This is a genomic window from Pseudomonas svalbardensis, from assembly GCF_030053115.1.
GTDB classification, from domain to species: Bacteria; Pseudomonadota; Gammaproteobacteria; order Pseudomonadales; family Pseudomonadaceae; genus Aquipseudomonas; species Aquipseudomonas svalbardensis.
Window position 1 is genome coordinate 2,839,046 of record NZ_CP125619.1, and the last position, 16,362, is coordinate 2,855,407.

At 60.4% G+C, this 16,362-nt stretch carries 13 protein-coding genes; 11 read left to right on the plus strand and 2 right to left on the minus strand.

The window, feature by feature from the left end; all coding sequences use genetic code 11:
• The first annotated feature begins 36 nt into the window (after positions 1–36).
• The 11 genes from QFX16_RS13080 to QFX16_RS13130 all read left to right on the plus strand — a co-directional run bounded on the left by QFX16_RS13080 (position 37) and on the right by QFX16_RS13130 (position 13,249).
• Positions 37–477 carry a CBS domain-containing protein gene (locus tag QFX16_RS13080; protein ID WP_046046902.1) on the plus strand — a complete coding sequence of 147 codons (441 nt, stop codon included), beginning with the start codon at positions 37–39 and terminating at the stop codon, positions 475–477.
• 744 nt (positions 478–1,221) lie between these two features.
• Positions 1,222–1,665, plus strand: coding sequence for a CopD family copper resistance protein (locus tag QFX16_RS13085; RefSeq protein ID WP_046046915.1), 444 nt, complete (start codon positions 1,222–1,224; stop codon positions 1,663–1,665).
• Positions 1,666–1,781: 116 nt separating this feature from the next.
• The gene (locus QFX16_RS13090; RefSeq protein WP_283184241.1) at positions 1,782–3,131 is read left to right on the plus strand and encodes an oxygen-independent coproporphyrinogen III oxidase; all 1,350 of its coding nucleotides are present in this window, start codon (positions 1,782–1,784) and stop codon (positions 3,129–3,131) included.
• A 6-nt stretch (positions 3,132–3,137) separates the two neighbouring features.
• Complete coding sequence (gene hemN / locus QFX16_RS13095; RefSeq protein ID WP_283184242.1) at positions 3,138–4,526, plus strand: oxygen-independent coproporphyrinogen III oxidase; 1,389 nt, start codon at positions 3,138–3,140, stop codon at positions 4,524–4,526.
• Between the two features lie 111 nt (positions 4,527–4,637).
• Complete coding sequence (nosR, locus tag QFX16_RS13100) at positions 4,638–6,818, plus strand: transcriptional regulator NosR (RefSeq protein WP_283184243.1); 2,181 nt, start codon at positions 4,638–4,640, stop codon at positions 6,816–6,818.
• A gap of 53 nt (positions 6,819–6,871) precedes the next feature.
• A complete protein-coding gene (nosZ, locus tag QFX16_RS13105) occupies positions 6,872–8,794 on the plus strand; it encodes a TAT-dependent nitrous-oxide reductase (protein WP_439900128.1) in 1,923 nt (640 codons plus the stop codon).
• A 27-nt stretch (positions 8,795–8,821) separates the two neighbouring features.
• Entirely contained in the window at positions 8,822–10,111 is a 1,290-nt protein-coding gene (locus QFX16_RS13110; RefSeq protein WP_283184245.1) for a nitrous oxide reductase family maturation protein NosD, read from the plus strand.
• Positions 10,108–11,031: an ABC transporter ATP-binding protein gene (locus QFX16_RS13115; RefSeq protein WP_283184246.1), complete on the plus strand. Its 924-nt coding sequence runs from the start codon at positions 10,108–10,110 to the stop codon at positions 11,029–11,031. Before QFX16_RS13110 ends, QFX16_RS13115 begins: the two co-directional genes overlap by 4 nt.
• Positions 11,028–11,858, plus strand: a complete 831-nt coding sequence (locus tag QFX16_RS13120) for an ABC transporter permease (protein WP_283184247.1) — start codon at positions 11,028–11,030, stop codon at positions 11,856–11,858. Before QFX16_RS13115 ends, QFX16_RS13120 begins: the two co-directional genes overlap by 4 nt.
• A gap of 33 nt (positions 11,859–11,891) precedes the next feature.
• Positions 11,892–12,395: a nitrous oxide reductase accessory protein NosL gene (locus tag QFX16_RS13125; protein ID WP_283184248.1), complete on the plus strand. Its 504-nt coding sequence runs from the start codon at positions 11,892–11,894 to the stop codon at positions 12,393–12,395.
• A 110-nt stretch (positions 12,396–12,505) separates the two neighbouring features.
• Positions 12,506–13,249, plus strand: coding sequence for an SDR family NAD(P)-dependent oxidoreductase (locus QFX16_RS13130; protein ID WP_283184249.1), 744 nt, complete (start codon positions 12,506–12,508; stop codon positions 13,247–13,249).
• Positions 13,250–13,969: 720 nt separating this feature from the next.
• On the opposite strand, the gene QFX16_RS13135 is transcribed toward QFX16_RS13130, so the two are convergent.
• Together QFX16_RS13135 and cobA are read right to left on the minus strand one after the other, a co-directional pair.
• Entirely contained in the window at positions 13,970–15,463 is a 1,494-nt protein-coding gene (locus QFX16_RS13135) for a nitrite reductase (protein WP_283184250.1), read from the minus strand.
• On the minus strand, positions 15,460–16,299 hold the full coding sequence (gene cobA, locus QFX16_RS13140; protein WP_283184251.1) for a uroporphyrinogen-III C-methyltransferase: 840 nt from the start codon (positions 16,297–16,299) through the stop codon (positions 15,460–15,462). Before cobA ends, QFX16_RS13135 begins: the two co-directional genes overlap by 4 nt.
• Between the last annotated feature and the right edge of the window lie 63 nt (positions 16,300–16,362).

The following is a 16,362-nucleotide window of genomic DNA, read 5'->3' on the forward strand; positions in this document are numbered from 1 at the left end:
GTTCAACAGCATCGCGTATCCGCATCGGAGGTATTTATGAAAACAGCTGCACAATTGCTGAAACTCAAGGTCGTGCAAAACCGCCAGGTGCATAGCATCGCGCCCGATGAGATGGTGCTTGAAGCGCTGAGGATCATGGCTGAAAAGAACGTAGGCGCGCTTCCGGTGATCGAGGCTGGGCAGGTGGTCGGCGTGATCAGCGAGCGCGACTATGCGCGCAAGGTCGTTCTGCAGGGGCGCTCTTCGGTCGGTACGCCGGTGCGCGACATCATGAGTGCGCCTGTGGTGACCGCTGACAGTCAGCAGAGTATTGAGCGTTGCATGGCGGTTATGACTGACAGCCATCTGCGTCATCTTCCGGTGATGGAGGGTGGCGAACTGATGGGGCTGTTATCGATTGGGGATTTGGTCAAGGAAGCTATCGTTGAACAGGCGGATTTGATTCGGCAACTGGAGCATTACATTCGCGGGCACTGAATGGGTTGGCGCTACGCTGTTCACTTAAAGTTGAGGGGACATATCCGTTTCTGCGGTGATGGCGACTTAGGGTTCCGCCCTTACGGCGGGTCACTTTGAAAAGCGCAAAGTAACCAAACGCTTTCGCCCCTGACGTACGGTGCCTCGCCTAGGCTCGGCATGCCCTCGCTCCGGTCCTGCTCCGTGGGCCCGCCGCCATCGGCCATCCATGGCCGGGGGCGGCTACCGCGGCATCCTTGCCGCGGTGCCCACTGCGCAATACCTGCGTTCGGCCTCTGGGAAAGGGGCAGTAGATCAAAATCAAAAGCCACAGCCACAGCCACAGCAGATCAAAAGATCGCAGCCTCGTTTCACTCGACAGCTCCTACAGGGGGGAGGGGGTGAACGCACGCTTCTCACCACTCAACAGGCCGAGCGTTAGCTCGCCTGCAGCTTTTGATCTTGATGCACCGCCCCCACGGAGCAGGACCGGAGCGAGGGCATGGCGAGCCTAGGCGAGCCACCGAACGAAAGGGGCAAAAGCGCTTTGGTTACTTTCGCGCTTTTCGAAAGTGACCCGCCGTAAGGGCGGAACCCTAAGCAGCCGTGACCGCAGAAACGGATATGCACACGGTTTTGTGGCTTTCTTGATCGGTATCAACCGCATGGCCCGACGGGCTCTGTAATCTCCAGAGACCGACAGCCAGTGCGCTCAGCCCAATGTTCGCCGTAGCGCGGGTTGCCTTGACCCAAGGCGAAAACTCCATGATCTATCCGCTGATTCTGACCTTGCACCTGTTTGCCGCCCTGATCTTCATCGGCACGGTGTTCTTCGAAGTCCTGTTCCTGGAAAGCATCCGCAAACAGTTACCCGCCAGGGTGATGCTGCTGGTGGAGCAGGGCATCGGTCGCCGGGCCCGCTCGCTGATGCCGTGGGTTCTGCTGGTGTTGTTCGGTGCGGGGCTGGGCATGGTCTGGTTGCGCTACTTGCCAGCCCTTGCCTCACCACTGGCCTCATCGTTTGGCACATTACTGGCGTTGAAAATCGCGGTGGCCGTGAGTGTGCTGCTGCACTTCCTGGGCGCCATGTTTTTGTTCAAAAGCGGCCGAATGAGCCCGCGCTACCTGCACTTCATCCATGGCAGCCTGTTCTGCCATATGGTCGTTATCGTGCTGCTGGCCAAGGGCATGTTTTACCTGACGTGGTAATCGGGTTTGACCGGTGGTCCGTTGTGCGGACACTTCGCTTGCGCTTGACGCAAATCAAGGAGCATTGATGGTGAAACCCGGAGACTGAAAGTCCGCAGCCAGTCTCGGAGACCGTCATGCTCGATTTATTTCACAACCCCGGCGAGTTGATCGCTCGGTGCGATCAAGGCGTGCTTGACCCAAACTGTCATGCCGACACGCAAAAATTTCATGACGGTATTGGCTCTCTCGATCTGCTTCGTGCACTGCGCGTAAGCCGCCAGAAGTGCCGTCCGCTGTCCCTGAACGTGCAACTGCCTTCCAGCCTCAAGCCGTCTTCCTGTGCCCCGCGCGATATCGCCGACGAGCACAACGGAGTCGAGCAGCACCTTCAGCATCTGGAGCGTGAAATCGATCTCGTCGGTTGTCACCTGGGTGCGGAGCAACGGGTCGAGCAGTTTCATCTGGGAGGCGGAACACCCGCGCCTGCCCATCTGGAGCGACTGATGAGTCATCTGCGTGGCCGGTTCAATTTTCTCGAACATGAAGGGGGTGACTACAGCGTCGAGGTAGACCTTCACCATACCGACTGGTCGACTATGAGGTTGCTGCGCGACCAGGGGTTCAACCACGTCAGCATCGGCGTTCCGGATATCGACGCCGACTGTGACAGGTCGGTGGCCTGCTACCAGAACCCGGCGCCGATCCAATCGCTCATGGATGCCGCGCGCACCTTTGGGTTTCGATCCATCAACGTCGATCTGGGTTTTGGCCATGCCTGGCAGACGCCGGACAGTTTTGCGCTGAAGCTGGCGAGCATTATCGAGCTGGAGCCGGACCGGCTGATGGTGTTCGATTATGCCCGGCCACCACGGCGCTATCGGCCGGTGCTCGGTGACAAAATCAGAGAGTTGTGCAGCCAAGACGATAAAGGTGCGATGCGCCAGATCTGTTTCGAGCAACTGCTTTGCGCGGGTTATCACTACATCGGTCTGGGGCAGTTTGTCCGGCCTGATGATGATCTGGCGATCGCCCAGGAGCGAGGCCGGTTACGCCGTACCTGTGAGGGTTTCTCCCGTCACGGCTATTGCGATCATGTCGGATTCGGTTTGGGTGCCATCAGCCAGATCGACGATTTGTACACGCAAAACACCGACGAGATTGAACGTTATCAGCAGCAACTGGACATGCGGCAACTGCCGACGTGTCGCGGCTGGCGCTTCGAGGCGGGGGATCAGATCCGGCAAATGGTCATGGAACGTCTGGCCTGTGATCAGGAGTTGGATATCCGCGCCATCGAGAAGCGATATGGGCTGGTTTTTTCAAAGTACTTCTGCGCTGTCTGGCCTTGGCTGGAGCAATTGAGTCGTGATGGATTGATTGAGTTGTCAGACCGTTTCATCAGCATTCTTCCCGCCGGTCGGCCGGAAGTGGATGCCATCTGCAACCTGTTTGAAAAGGATTTGGGCGGGCCCATTGCGAGTTGATCGATCATGAACACGACATTTGATTTCAATCGCGCCCTGGTCGAAAAGTATGACCGCCCGGGGCCGCGTTATACCTCTTACCCCACGGCGCCGCAGTTTCATCAGGCGTTTGCCGTTGATGACTATCAGCGTGCCGCCCGTGACAGCAATCAGGTGGCCGCGCCGAAACCGTTGTCGGTGTACATCCACATCCCGTTCTGCAAAAGCCTTTGTTACTACTGCGCCTGCAACAAAATCATTACCCAGAAAACCCATCGCGCCGTCGAGTACCTGAAGTACCTCAAGCGTGAAATCACGATGCAGGCGGCCTTGTTCGACAGCACCCGCAAACTCACTCAGTTGCACCTGGGGGGCGGCACGCCGACCTATTTGACCAGCGAACAGCTGGCGGACCTGATGGACTGCCTGCACCAGGCATTCAACATGGATGACAGCGATGACCATGAGTTTTCCATCGAGGTGGACCCGCGGACCATCAGCACCGAGCAGATTCAGTCGCTGCGCCAGTTGGGCTTCAATCGCCTGAGCTTCGGCGTTCAGGATTTCGACCCCGACGTGCAGGCGGCGGTCAATCGCCAGCAAAGTGAAGAGCAGATTTATGCGCTGGTCGCGGCGGCGCGCGAGGCGCAGTTCAAGTCGATCAGCGTCGACCTGATCTACGGCCTGCCACTGCAAACCGTGCAGAGTTTCGACGTCACCCTCAGCAAGATCATCGCTCTGCGTCCGGACCGGATTGCCGCCTACAGCTACGCGCACCTGCCGGAGATGGTCCGCGCGCAACGGCTGATTCGCCCCGCCGACATGCCGCCACCGGAGCGCAAGCTGGAACTGCTTGAGCTGACCATCCGTCGTCTGACCGAGGCCGGTTACGTCTATATCGGCATGGATCATTTCGCCTTGCCGGATGACGAGCTGGCGCTGGCCCGGGCCAATGGCACCCTGCAGCGTAACTTTCAGGGCTACTCCACCCATGCCGACTGCGATTTGATCGGTCTTGGGGTGTCGTCGATCGGCAAGGTCGGCGACAGCTATAGCCAGAGCGTCAAGGAGCTTTCTCAGTACTACAGCCGTATCGATCAAGGGATGTTGCCGGTGCACCGCGGTTACCGCTTGAACGCCGACGACCTGCTGCGCCGCGAGGTGATCAGCGACCTGATGTGCCATGGCCGTATCGCGTTCGACAAGTATGAGGCGCGGCATGGCATTCGCTTCACCGAGTACTTTGCCGAGGCGCTGGCGCAGCTGGGCGAGCATGTGCGCGATGGGTTGCTGCAGATTCACCGCGACGAATTGGTGCTGCTGCCACAAGGGCATTTGATGATGCGCAGTGCCGCGATGGCGTTTGACGCCTATCTGGGTGGTGAGCAAAAAGGGCAGTTTTCACGCACGGTTTGAGACCCCGGAGCCTGTCTTCCGGGGGCTACTTTCTTAAGTTGATTTCAATCAAGGGCAGGGGGCGCAACGCTCCCTAACATGACCGAAAGCCCTTTTGAAATCAGCGAACCCATGACAATCCATCAGCCTTCGATACACGGCAACCTGCGCGCCTGGGGCGTCGGGCTGGTGGTCATGCTGATGCTGATGCTCGCCACCTTCGAGGGAGTCCAGGCCAAGGAATACCGTGACATCGAGCAGCAGCGCATCGAGAAAACCTTCCCTCAGACCGATTCCGTTTCCGCCCCCGAAGGCCCGTTCAAGGTGCGCACACTGTCCGCCGCCGGCCAGGTCATCGGTTATGTGTTCCAGAGCCTGGACGTGGTGGATATTCCGGCCTACTCGGGCAAACCGATCAACACCCAAGTGATTCTCGACACGACCGGCATGATTCAGGATGCCTATGTGCTGGAGCACCACGAGCCGATTCTGCTGATTGGTATCCCTGAGGCAAAACTTCACGGTTTCAGTGCCAAGTACAAGGGCATCAAGGTCAATCAGCGGGTCGTCGTCGGCCATTCCAGTGATCCGAATGCGGTCACCGTCGATGCCATCGCCGGCGCAACGGTCACGGCCATGGTGGTCAACGAGGTCATCATGCGCGCGGCCCACGATGTGGCCGTATCGCTCAAGCTGATCGAAGACACGGGCGGTGTGGCGCGCAAGCCCGCCACCGTGCGCCAGGACTTTTTCGAGCCCGCCACCTGGGAACAACTGACCGGCAACGGCGCCATCCGCCGCTTGAACCTGACCCGTGGCCAGGTCGACGCCGCCTTCAAGGGCACCGATGCCGAAGGCGTCGACAACGCCAGCGCCGATCAGGTTGATGAGACCTTTATCGAGCTGTACACCGCCGACCTGAATCCGCCGACCATCGGCCGTGCGCTGTTGGGCGACAATCAATATCGCTTCCTCATGCAAGACCTCAAGCCTGGCGAGCAGGCCATCGCGGTGCTGGGTCGTGGGCTGTTTTCCTATAAGGGCTCGGGGTACGTGCGCGGCGGGATCTTCGATCGGGTGCAATTGCGCCAGTTCGGCAATGTCATCAGTTTTCGCGACATGGACCACCAGCGGCTCTCGGATGTGTTTGCCAAGGGCATGCCCGAGTTCAATGAAATGTCGATTTTCATTGTGCGCGAACCGGCGAAGTTCGATCCGGGATCGCCCTGGTCTCTGGAGTTATTGGTACGTCGCCAGACCGGCCCGGTCAGTGGCACGTTCAGCAGTTTCGAACTGCCTTATCAATTGCCCGAGCCGTACCTTGAACGGCCGCTGCCCAGCGCCGAAGAATTGGCCGCCCTCGAGGAAGCCAGTCGGCCGATGTGGTTGACCATCTGGTACCAGAAACACTTCCAAGTCGCCGTACTCGGGACCGCGTTGCTGCTGCTGACGGCGATCCTGTTCCTGCAGGACACATTCACCCGCCGGCCGCATTTTCTGCACTGGCTGCGTCGGGGTTACCTGGTCTTTACCGTGGTGTTTCTCGGCTGGTATGCCCTGGGGCAGCTGTCGGTGGTCAACGTCCTGACCTTTGTGCATGCGCTGTTCGAGCACTTTCGCTGGGAGCTGTTTCTCACCGATCCGCTGATCTTCATGCTCTGGGTCTTCGCCGCCGCGAGCATTCTGCTGTGGGGCCGCGGAGTGTTCTGCGGCTGGCTGTGTCCGTTTGGCGCCTTGCAAGAGTTGATCAACGAGGCCGCGCGCAAGCTGAAAATCCCTCAATACGAACTGCCGTTCGCGGTGCATGAGCGCTTGTGGGCGATCAAATACATCATTTTGCTGCTGCTGTTCGGCATCTCCCTGGAGTCGATGTCCGCCGCCGAACTGTTCGCCGAGGTGGAACCGTTCAAGACCGCCATCACCCTCCGGTTCGACCGCCAGTGGTGGTTCGTGCTCTACGCGGTGGCGCTGCTGGTCATCAATATTTTCACGCGCAAAGTCTATTGCCGGTACATCTGCCCGCTGGGTGCGGCGCTGGCGATTCCGAGCAAATTTCGCCTGTTCGACTGGCTCAAGCGCCGCAAGGACTGCGGCACGCCCTGCCAACTGTGCGCCAAGGAATGCGAGATCCAGGCGATTCATCCCGATGGCCGAATCAATGCCAACGAGTGCCACTACTGCCTCGATTGCCAGATGACTTACCAGAACGACAACAAATGCCCGCCGCTGATCAACAAGCGCAAGAAGCGCGGCAAACCGGCACCCGCTCCTGTGCAACTGATACCTGTCGTGGAAGTGACCGCTCTGGAATGAACCCCGCGAGCGCCTGTCCGCAGTGACCGTTTTTATCCCTTCAAGGAAAACACCTGATGAACGACACAGAATCCAAAAAAACCACTGAAGTGCCGGAATCGACCGGCCTCAGTCGTCGCGGCTTCCTGGGCACCAGTGCGGTGACCGGCGCGGTACTGGCCGGTGCCACGGCCATTGGCGGCGCGGTGTTCACCCGTGAGACATGGGCGGCAGCGGCCAAGGACGCGCAACTGAAAACCCACGTCGGGCCGGGCGAACTGGACCAGTACTACGGTTTCTGGAGTGGCGGCCATCAGGGGGAAGTGCGGATCATGGGCATTCCGTCGATGCGTGAGTTGCTGCGTGTTCCGGTGTTCAACGTCGACTCCGCCACCGGTTGGGGCCTGACCAACGAAAGCAAACGGATCATGGGCGACAGCGCGCATTTCCAGAATGGAGACTGCCACCACCCGCATTTGTCGATGACCGACGGCAAGTACGACGGTAAATACCTGTTCATCAATGACAAGGCCAACAGCCGCGTGGCGCGTATCCGGCTGGACATCATGAAGTGCGACAAGATGCTCACCGTGCCCAATGTGCAGGCGGTTCACGGGCTGCGCCTGCAAAAAGTGCCGCACACCAAGTACGTGTTCGCCAACGCCGAATTCGTGATTCCACACCCCAATGACGGCAGCACCTTCGACCTGCAAGACAAGAACAGCTACACCATGTTCAACGCCATCGATGCCGAGAAAATGGAGATGTCATTCCAGGTCATCGTCGACGGTAACCTGGATAACACCGATGCCGACTACACCGGCAAGTATGCCGCTTCTACCTGCTACAACTCGGAGAAGGCCTACGACCTGGGCGGCATGATGCGCAACGAGCGCGACTGGGTGGTGGTGTTCAACATCCCGCGCATCGAAGCGGCAATCAAGGCCGGCAAGTTCATCACCCTCGACGGCTCGAAAGTGCCGGTGGTCGACGGTCGTAAAACCGAAGGCAAGGACAGCGCGTTCACCCGTTACATCCCGGTGCCGAAGAACCCCCACGGCCTCAATACCTCGCCCGATGGCAAATACTTCATTGCCAACGGCAAGCTCTCGCCGACCTGCACCATCATTGCCATCGCCAAGCTCGACGATCTGTTCGACGACAAATTCAAGGACCCGCGTGACGTGGTGGTCGGCGAGCCGGAACTGGGTCTGGGCCCGCTTCACACCACCTACGACGGCCGCGGCAATGCCTATACCACGCTGTTTATCGACAGCCAGGTGGTGAAGTGGAACGTCGAGGAGGCGATTCGCGCGTACACCGGCGAGAAGGTCAACTACATCAAGCAGAAACTCGATGTGCAGTATCAGCCGGGTCACAACCATGCCTCGCTCACCGAAACCAGCGAGGCCGACGGTCAATGGCTGATGGTCCTCAGCAAGTTTTCCAAGGACCGCTTCCTGCCGACCGGCCCGCTGCACCCGGAAAACGATCAGTTGATCGATATTTCCGGCGAGGAAATGAAACTGGTGCACGACGGTCCGGCCTTCGCCGAACCCCACGACTGCGTGATGGCCCGCCGCGACCAGATCAAGACCAAGAAAATCTGGGACCGCAACGACCCGTTTTTTGCCGAAACCGTGGTCATCGCCGCCAAAGACGGGATCAAGCTGGAGACCGACAACAAGGTCATCCGCGACGGTAACAAAGTCCGCGTCTACATGACCTCGATGGCCCCGGCCTACGGCCTGCCGGAGTTCACCGTCAAACAGGGCAACGAGGTCACGGTGACCATCACCAACATCGACCAGATTGAAGACGTGACCCACGGCTTCGTGATGACCAACCATGGCGTCAGCATGGAGATCAGCCCGCAGCAGACCTCATCGATCACCTTCATCGCCGACAAGGCCGGCCTGCACTGGTACTACTGCAGCTGGTTTTGCCATGCACTGCACATGGAAATGGTCGGCCGCATGAAGGTCGAGAAGGCCTGACCGTTGCCCATCGACAGGAGCCAAGCAATGACTGATAGCAAGGGAAACCCGGTGAAGGTCATTGCGCTTGCGCTTCTGCTGATGCCTGGCAGCGCGCTGGCGGTGCAACCCATCACCACGTTGCCGTTGACGGTGGACGCCGAGCAACGCTGGCACCTGCCGGCAGGGGAATACCGTGGCTCGTTCAGCGTCGATCAACCGATGCAGATTGTCTGCGAGCCGGGCGCGGTATTTCAGGGCGAGGGGCAGGGCAACGGCTTGATCATCAGTGCGCCGGATGTCGGCATCGAGGGCTGCACCTTTCTGGACTGGGGGCACGACCTCACAGCCATGAATGCGGCGGTGTTTATCCAGCCCAAAGCCCATGGCGCGGTGATCAAAGGCAATCGTCTGCAAGGCCAGGGGTTCGGTATCTGGGTCGACGGTACGCAGGATGTGCGCCTGATCGACAACCTCATTCAGGGTGATCCGGCGATGCGCTCGCAAGATCGCGGCAACGGCATTCATCTGTATGCCGTGCATGGTGCCAAGGTCATTGGCAACCAGGTGCGAGACACCCGCGATGGCATCTACATCGACACCTCCAACGGCAACCTGCTGCAAGGCAATACCCTGGAAGACCTACGCTACGGCGTGCATTACATGTTCGCCAACGATAACCAGCTGATCGGCAACACCACCCGCCGCACCCGCACCGGCTACGCCCTGATGCAAAGCCGCAAGCTCACGGTGATCGGCAATCGCTCCGAACAGGATCAGAACTACGGGATCCTGATGAACTACATCACCTATTCAACCTTGCGTGACAACTTCGTCACTGATGTGCGCGACGGCTCGACCGGCGACAGCATGATCAGCGGTGCCGAGGGCAAGGCGTTGTTCATCTACAACTCGCTGTTCAACAGCATCGAACACAACCACTTCGAGCACAGCGCCGTGGGCATCCACCTCACCGCCGGCTCGGAAGATAACCGCATCGCTGACAACGCTTTTGTCGGTAATCAACGACAGGTCAAGTACGTCGCCACCCGCTTGCAGGAATGGTCGGCGGATGGCCGGGGCAATTACTGGAGCGATTACCTGGGCTGGGACCGCAACAACGATGGCCTCGGCGATATCGCCTACGAACCCAATGACAACGTCGACCGTCTGCTGTGGCTGTACCCGCAGGTGCGACTGTTAATGAACAGCCCCGGTATCGAGTTGCTGCGCTGGGTGCAGCGGGCCTTTCCGGTGATGAAATCGCCGGGGGTGCTGGACAGCCATCCGCTGATGAAGTCATCCACTCAAACCCTGACCCAGGAGCCCACCTCATGAACGTCATCGACATTGAAGGCGTCAGCCAGCGCTATGGGCACGCCACCGTGTTGCATCAGCTCAACCTCAGCCTGGCGGAAGGTGAAGTGCTGGGGTTGTTCGGGCACAACGGCGCGGGCAAGACCACCAGCATGAAACTGGTGCTTGGCCTGCTCCAGCCCAGCGAAGGGCAGGTCAGGGTGTTCGGCCGTTTACCCAGCGATCCCCACGTGCGGCGCCTGCTCGGTTATCTGCCGGAAAACGTGACGTTTTACCCGCAGCTGAGCGGTCTTGAGACCTTGCGTCATTTCGCGCGACTCAAAGGTGCTGCGTTCGCTCAGGTCGACGTGCTGCTGGAGGAAGTCGGCCTGGCGGGCGCGGCGCATCGGCGGGTCAAGACTTACTCCAAAGGCATGCGTCAACGGCTGGGGCTGGCGCAAGCGCTGCTCGGCGAGCCACGTTTGTTGCTGCTCGACGAGCCGACCGTCGGCCTCGATCCCATCGCGACCCAGGATCTTTATCGGTTGCTCGATCGCCTGCGCAGCCAGGGCACCAGCATCATTCTCTGCTCCCACGTCTTGCCGGGCGTCGAGGCGCACATCAACCGCGCAGCGATTCTGACCCAGGGTCGCCTGCTGGCCCTCGGCAGTCTCCACAGTTTGCGCGAGGAAGCCGGGTTGCCGACGCTGATTCGCGCCAACGGCCTCAAGCACGCCGGGCCCTTGCAGCAACGCTGGAACAACGCCGGACACGTCACCGAACGCTGGGGCGTCGAAGGGCTTGAAGTGGCCGCGCTCAATGGCAGCAAGCTCGGGCTGTTGCGCCAACTGCTCAATGAAGACGAGCCGGCCGACGTGGAAATCCATCAGCCGTCTCTGGAAGATATTTACCGCTACTACATGAGCCGGACCGGTACGGCGCCGATCGGGGAGGCCGTATGAACGCTGTCTGGAACATGGCCCGCAAGGAATTCAGCGACGGTTTGCGCAATCGCTGGTTGTTGGCGATCAGTGTGTTGTTCGCGGTGCTGGCCATCGGCATCGCCTGGCTGGGCGCCGCGGCCTCCGGGCAATTGGGCTTCACGTCGGTCCCGGCCACCATCGCCAGCCTGGCCAGTCTGGCGACGTTTTTGATGCCGTTGATTGCGTTGCTGTTGGCCTATGACGCCATCGTCGGCGAAGACGAAAGCGGCACGTTGCTGCTGTTGCTGACGTACCCCTTGGGTCGCGGGCAGATTCTGCTGGGCAAGTTTGTCGGCCACGGGTTGATCCTGGCGCTGGCGACACTGATCGGTTTCGGCTGCGCCATGCTGGCCATCGCCGTGCTGGTGGACGATGTCGAACTGAGCCTGCTGCTCTGGGCTTTTGGCCGGTTCATGGCGTCGTCGACATTGCTGGGCTGGGGTTTTCTGGGGCTGGCCTATGTGCTGAGCAGTGTGTCGGCCGAGAAGTCCACGGCGGCCGGGCTGGCGTTGGGTGTCTGGTTCTTCTTCGTGCTGGTGTTCGACCTGGCACTGCTGGCGCTGTTGGTGCTCAGCGAAGGGCAGTTCAACCCGAAAGTGCTGCCCTGGTTGCTGCTGCTCAACCCCGCTGACATCTATCGCCTGATCAACCTCTCCGGTTTTGAACCCGGCACCAGTACCGCGGGTGTGCTGACGCTGGGCAGCGATTTGCCGATGCCCGGCTTGATGCTCTGGCTGTGCCTGTCGCTGTGGGTGGCGGTGCCATTGGGCTCGGCCTGGCTGTTGTTTCGTCGCCGGGCGACATGAGTTTCCACTTTGATAGTTTTGGAGGAGTTGACGATGAGTACGTTTTATCTGACGACGATGCGCGTAGTGGCGGGCCTGATGATGTGCCTGTTGCTGACGGCCTGTGACAATCCGGCGCAAGCCACTTACAGCAACGCGGCCACTGCCTTTCATCCCAGTGATGAATGCCATGTCTGCGGGATGATCATCAACGGATTCCCCGGGCCCAAGGGCGAAGTGGTCGAGCGGGCCGGGGTCAAGAAGTTCTGCTCCACGGCGGAAATGATTGGTTGGTGGTTGCAGCCGGAAAATCATCATGGCGATGCAAAACTGTATGTCCACGACATGGGGCGCAGCCCATGGAACGCGCCGGATGATGCCCACCTGATCGATGCCAGAGATGCGTTCTACGTGTTCGGCACCCAACTCAAAGGCGCCATGGGCGTGGTGCTGGCGTCCTTCTCCAGCCGCGAGGCCGCTGAAAAGCTTGCCGCTGAACAGGGCGGTCGCTTGCTGCGGTTCAGCGAGATCACTCCGGCGCTGCTGCAGCAACACTAGCGTCGTCGAGAAAATCTGATCGCCGTCAAGTCGGTATTTCTTCACCTGCTCAAAGATAGGGGCTGGCTATGTCCCCCAGTGCTGGCATCCGTGATGCCCAGGAGTAAATGATGAAAACCGAGTTTCAGGACCGTTTGGCGGTGGTCACGGGTGCCAGCTCCGGGATTGGCCTGGCACTGTGCGCCGCGCTGTTACCGCGCGGCGTCAAGGTGCTGGCGATGTCACGGACCCTGGGTGAACTGCCGGCCTTGCAGCAGATCTACGGCGAGCGGTTGCAGTGGTTTGCCGGGGACGTCACGAATCTGCAAGACCTGCGCGAACTGGCCGAGCGCGCGGCGGCGATTGGCCCCGTGGACTATCTGGTGCCCAACGCGGGGATCGCTGAAATGGCTGACAGTCTGGATATGCAGGCCTTCCAGCGTCAGTGGGCGGTCAACGGTGCCGGGGCGTTGAATACGCTGGCGGCGTTGCGGGGTGAGTTGGCGAACCCGGCGTCGGTGGTGTTTGTCGGGAGCTTCCTGACCGGTTCGAGCTTCCCCGGGCTGGCCGCCTGCATTGCCAGCAAGGCTGCGCTGGCGGCTCAGGCGCGGACGCTGGCGGTGGAGTTTGCGAGTTTTGATGTGCGCATTAATCTGGTCTCGCCGGGACCGACGGCTACCTCGATGTGGGATCACTTGGGGTTGAGCGATGGGGAGCTTGGCGATGTTGCCGACACGCTTGGCAAACGTCTGTTACCGGGTCATTTTCTAGATGCGGCATCGGTGGCTAATGTGATTGTCTTTCAGCTGTCGCAGGGGGCTCGGGGTGTTTACGGTCAGGACTGGAAGGTCGATAACGGTTACACCTTGGGCTGAAGGGTAAATATTTACGCTCGGAGTACATATCCGTTGTTGCGGTAACGGCGGCTTAGGGTTCCGCCCTGACGGCGGGTCACTTGGAGAAGCGTCAAGTAACCAAACGCTCTTGCCCCTGACGTACGGTGCCTCGCCTAGGCTCGGCATACCCTCGCTCCGGTCCTGCTCCGTGGGCCCGCCGCCATCGGCCATCCATGGCCGGGGGCGGCTACCGCGGCATCCTTGCCGCGGTGCCCACTGCGCAGAACCTGCGCTCGGCCTTCCGACGGGGCAGATCAAGATCAAGATCAAGATCAAAAGCCAAAGCGAGGCGGCCTGATAGCCGACCTGATGTCTGCCAAGGTCATTGGCGGTGGACACCTATGTCATGCCCGCCAAAAATCCAACTGTGGGAGCGAGCCTGCTCGCGAAGGCGGACTTACATTCAACATTGATGTCGACTGACAGGGCCTCATCGCGAGCAGGCTCGCTCCCACAGGGGAAATGCGTACGCTTTGAAGAGACAGGTCGGCCGGTAGGCCGCCTCGCTTTTGCTTTTGCGGTACACGCCCCCTCGAGAGGCCCACGGAGCAGGACCGGAGCGAGGGCATGGCGAGCCTGGGCGAGCCACCGAACGAAAGGGGCAAAAGCCCTTGGTTACTTGGGGATTTTCCAAGTGACCCGCCGTCAGGGCGGAACCCTAAGCCGCCGTTACCGAAGAAACGGATATACACCCAAGGCCTAGTGCGAAGTCCCCTCGGCAAACTCAATCTTGTTCCCCACGTTGTACTTGCCCGAAGGCTTGTTCATCGGAATGCGTTTGATCTCCTTCAGGGTGCTGCTGTCGTAAACAATCAGCGCACCGTCGGTGGCCCAGATGCTCAGCAGCAGGTAACGGCCGTCACGGGTGAACTCAACATGAGCGGCAGTTTTACCGGGCATCGGGCGCAAGGTGTGGGCGATTTCCAGAGTCTGTTTGTCGATCAGGTGGATCGCATCGTTGTCGGGCCCGAAGAACACGTCGGTCCAGGCATACCGCGAATTGACGTGACTGCGCATGAAAAACCCGGGCCCCAGGGTCGGGATTTCCTTGATCAGTTTCCAGGTCTTGAAGTCGATGACCGAGATCAGCCCCTTGCTGATATTCGGCGTGGCGAACACCCACTCGCCGTTGCGTTTCCAGTAGGTCCCCGACCCCAAATGCGGCATGCCCGGCAGCGGTATGTCGGTGACTACCTTGCCGCTGTCGAGGTCGATCACCTGACCGCCCTGGGCCTTGCGCGACGTCGCCAGCAGCTGTTTGTAGTCCGGTGAAAAGGAGAAATCGTCGAGAACATCCCCGGCAGGGATCCGCCGTGGTTCGAAATCCGGGGTGCCGGCCCAGGACAGTTCCCAGACTTCCTTCACGTCCTTGAGCGCGACGATGAAGCTGTCCCGCGGCGGGGCGGAGTAGACCGCGCTGACCCGTGACGCGGTGCCGTCCTGACCGATCGTGGGAATGGTTTTGACCAGCGACAGATCGCGAGCATCGAGCACCACCAGGTTGCCGGGCAAATAGTTGCCCACCAGCACCCAGCGTCCATCCTTGCTCACCGCCAGGTTGCGGGTATTGAGGCCGGCGCGAACCTCGGCGATCAGTTTCAGGTTGTGCAAGTCATACAGGCTGATCCAGCCGTCACGGGAGGCGAAGTAGACGAAGCGCCCGTCGGGTGAGAACTTCGGCCCGCCATGCACGGCAAAGTGCGAAGCAAACCGCGCCAGCACCTCAAAGCGGTCACCGTCGAGGATGTCGATGTGATGGTCGCCGGCTTCCACCACCACGAACAGGTTCAGCGGGTCGGCGCCGTGCTGGGGCGTGGTGGGCAGCTTGCTGAGGTCCGCGAGCATCGAGTGACTGCCGAGAATGTCGTCATTGCTCCAGGTGGGCGGGGTGGCGGGCGGTTGCTGAAGGTAGTCCACCAGCGCGTCGATCTGCGCGGGGCTGAACACAGTGGCATACCCGGCCATTTGGCTCGCGGGGCGACCGTTCTGGATCACGCTGCGGATTTCATCAGGTTTGATCCGGCTGAGACTCTCCGGCAACAACGCCGGCCCCGCAGCGCCGAGACGGTTAATGCCGTGACAGCGCTGGCAATGCTGCTGATAGTTTTCCGCGGCGTGTTCAAGTGCAGGAACCGCTGCGCCGGCCTGGGCCGCGCTGACCCATAACATGTGCGCAAGGAGCATGCGCCTCATATCGCCACCTTGGCGTGGCGTTGCAGCGCTTGAGCCGGGTAAAGCCGCGCCGGGTACTCCAGCTGTTCTGCACCAAACAAATCGACCACGGTGCCGATCACCGTCAGTGTCGGTATGCCCGGTGGACAATCCAGCGCCAGGGTCGGCAATTGGTGCAATTTGCCACGGGCGACGTGCTGGTCGGGACGCGTGCCGTTGCTGATCAGCGCCGCGGGTGTATCGGCCGACAGCCCGGCTTCGATCAAACGCTGAGCGATGATCCCCAGGTTCGACAAGCCCATGTAAAACACCAAGGTTTGGCTACTGTCGGCAAGGCTGCTCCAGGGCAGCGACAACTCGCCATCGCGTTGCAAATGACCGGTGATGAACCGGCAGGAATTGACCAGGTCGCGGTGGGTCAACGGTATGCCCGCATAAGCGCTGCAGCCGGAAGCGGCGGTAATGCCCGGCACCACTTGGCAGTCGATGCCGCGTTGCAGCAGGTACTCCAGCTCTTCGGCACCGCGACCAAAAATGAACGGGTCGCCGCCCTTGAGCCGGACCACGCGCTGCCCTTGATCGGCAAGGTCGGCGAGCAGTTCGTTGATCTGCTCCTGGGGCAGGCTGTGGCAGCCACTGGCCTTGCCGACGTAATGCCGGGCGCAGGTCAGTGGGATCAATGTCAGCAGCTCGGGGCTGATTAGCCGGTCATAGACCACGGCGTCGGCCTGCATCAACAGGCTCCAGGCGCGCAGGGTCAGCAGGCGTGGATCGCCGGGGCCGGCGCCGACCAGGGCAACTTCGCCCGGCCGGAACGGGGACTCAAGTGTGGCCGGTATAGCAATCGATGGAGGCATGGGACGTCCTTGGTGCTTCATCAGGTTGACCGGCCCCAGCCTTTGTCAGGTGGTTGGCCGGAC

Coding starts and splice junctions, on each gene's coding strand:
- QFX16_RS13080 (WP_046046902.1), top strand. CDS start 37: ATGAAAACAGCTGCACAATTGCTGAAACTCAAGGTCGTGCAAAACCGC.
- QFX16_RS13085 (WP_046046915.1), top strand. CDS start 1,222: ATGATCTATCCGCTGATTCTGACCTTGCACCTGTTTGCCGCCCTGATC.
- QFX16_RS13090 (WP_283184241.1), top strand. CDS start 1,782: ATGCTCGATTTATTTCACAACCCCGGCGAGTTGATCGCTCGGTGCGAT.
- hemN (WP_283184242.1), top strand. CDS start 3,138: ATGAACACGACATTTGATTTCAATCGCGCCCTGGTCGAAAAGTATGAC.
- nosR (WP_283184243.1), top strand. CDS start 4,638: ATGACAATCCATCAGCCTTCGATACACGGCAACCTGCGCGCCTGGGGC.
- QFX16_RS13110 (WP_283184245.1), top strand. CDS start 8,822: ATGACTGATAGCAAGGGAAACCCGGTGAAGGTCATTGCGCTTGCGCTT.
- QFX16_RS13115 (WP_283184246.1), top strand. CDS start 10,108: ATGAACGTCATCGACATTGAAGGCGTCAGCCAGCGCTATGGGCACGCC.
- QFX16_RS13120 (WP_283184247.1), top strand. CDS start 11,028: ATGAACGCTGTCTGGAACATGGCCCGCAAGGAATTCAGCGACGGTTTG.
- QFX16_RS13125 (WP_283184248.1), top strand. CDS start 11,892: ATGAGTACGTTTTATCTGACGACGATGCGCGTAGTGGCGGGCCTGATG.
- QFX16_RS13130 (WP_283184249.1), top strand. CDS start 12,506: ATGAAAACCGAGTTTCAGGACCGTTTGGCGGTGGTCACGGGTGCCAGC.
- QFX16_RS13135 (WP_283184250.1), bottom strand. CDS start 15,463: ATGAGGCGCATGCTCCTTGCGCACATGTTATGGGTCAGCGCGGCCCAG.
- cobA (WP_283184251.1), bottom strand. CDS start 16,299: ATGCCTCCATCGATTGCTATACCGGCCACACTTGAGTCCCCGTTCCGG.